The organism is Halococcus sp. PRR34 (assembly GCF_028617175.1).
Taxonomy (GTDB): domain Archaea; phylum Halobacteriota; class Halobacteria; order Halobacteriales; family Halococcaceae; genus Halococcus; species Halococcus salifodinae.
Map to the genome: position 1 here is coordinate 1 of NZ_JAQJDA010000058.1, position 1,469 is coordinate 1,469.

Below are 1,469 nucleotides of genomic sequence, written 5' to 3' on the forward strand. Positions count from 1 at the left end.
TTGGTCGCGTCGCAAGACCGTTTAGACTTCACCTCCAGTGACTGTGACCGAAACAGTACAGCGTATCTTCTTGTGAGTTGATCGTTGGAGGAGATCATCGAAGAACTGGCGGTAGTAACCTGGATTCGCGTACTTCACGAGGCGCAGCTGAAGCAGCGCCTCTAACCCGTCTTCCGTCCACCGCATCCAGTCACGTTTGCACCGTTTGGCGACTTCACCCATTGCCCGTTCGACAGGGTTCGAGGTCCACGGCACCTCGAACCCGTCGAGTGCATCCTCGGCGAACGTCACCATCGATGGCAACCCACTCCGGAGATAATCTGCTGCTTTCGGCGAGGATAGCTGCTCTAACTGCCATGCCGTCTTTTCTATTCGCTCTTCTGTTCGGTCGATCCGCTCGCGGATCGCCGAACGTTCCTCCTCTGGACGATGCTTCTCGACGGAGTTCTTGAGATGGAACAGCTCACCTGCAACTTCCGAAGTGACCTCCCTGCGGTCATCCAATGAGAGTGCGCCGTCGTCCCAGAGCTTGTAGCTGAGTGTTCGTGGAACGTGGGACAGATCGAGTTGGTGTTTGCGTGTTCCGTCGGTAAAGGCTGTGACGAGACGATTTTCAGCATCACTGACGACTCTCGCGTCGTCAGTGATCGCATCCATTGCCTCCAATGAGGCTGCTGTCTCATCCCACACAGCGTTGACCGAGACATCCAGCAACGACCGCGAGTTCTCGGCGGTGTCTTCTGCGAGGGTAACCTGCACGTCGTGGTAGTCGCGGTAGTCGTCCTGACTGTAGCACTTCGTGCCGTCAGGGACGACAGTGTCGGCTTCTGTGCCGGGAAGACGGTCGGCAACGAACTCGGAGAGTTCGTCGCCGTATTCTTCGACGCGGCGCTGGATGGTGTCCGGCGACGGCATCTTGTCGAAGCCGTCGCCGTGAGAAGCAGCGTCGCGGTAGGAGAGCGTGGTGGCGAGATCGACGCTGTGAGCGGAGATATCCTGTTGATAGCGTTTCTTTCCATCGAAGTCGACGAGGTCTTCGATAGGGCGGAAGTGGGAGGGGTTCTCGTCGTCAGTAGCGGTGTCTTCGACGTAGTCGAGAGTGAATTGGTGCTCGCCGGCGGTGGTAACCGCCGAGCGAGTGGAGGTAGCGGAGCGTTGGAATCGCTTGGTACCGTTGCCGTGTGCGTGTTTATCGCCGCAGTACGCCTCAACGAGATGCTCGTTGAGGCTTTGGATGAGTGTCTCAAGGAGGGCGGATTCGATACTCTGCTGGGTGAGTACCTCGGCAACAGCAGCGAGTGGATACTGTTCGGTCAGATCAATGGACAGTACCAAGTGAACGGTGAGTGTGATTTGGATCGGGGACTCTCTCATCTCAACCCCAGAGTAGTCCCCTTCCTTTCAGGTATCAGCTACGGCTTCTTGCCGACGGGTATCGTCCCGATTCTAAAGGATTCTGCGACGCGACC

The 1,469-nt window shown here is 57.2% G+C and carries 1 protein-coding gene; it reads right to left on the bottom strand.

From position 1 onward, the window contains the following. Positions 1 to 21: 21 nt before the first annotated feature. Positions 22 to 1,374: an ISH6-like element ISHsa1 family transposase gene (locus tag PHA81_RS20765; protein ID WP_273838786.1), complete on the bottom strand. Its 1,353-nt coding sequence runs from the start codon at positions 1,372 to 1,374 to the stop codon at positions 22 to 24. Positions 1,375 to 1,469: the final 95 nt, after the last annotated feature.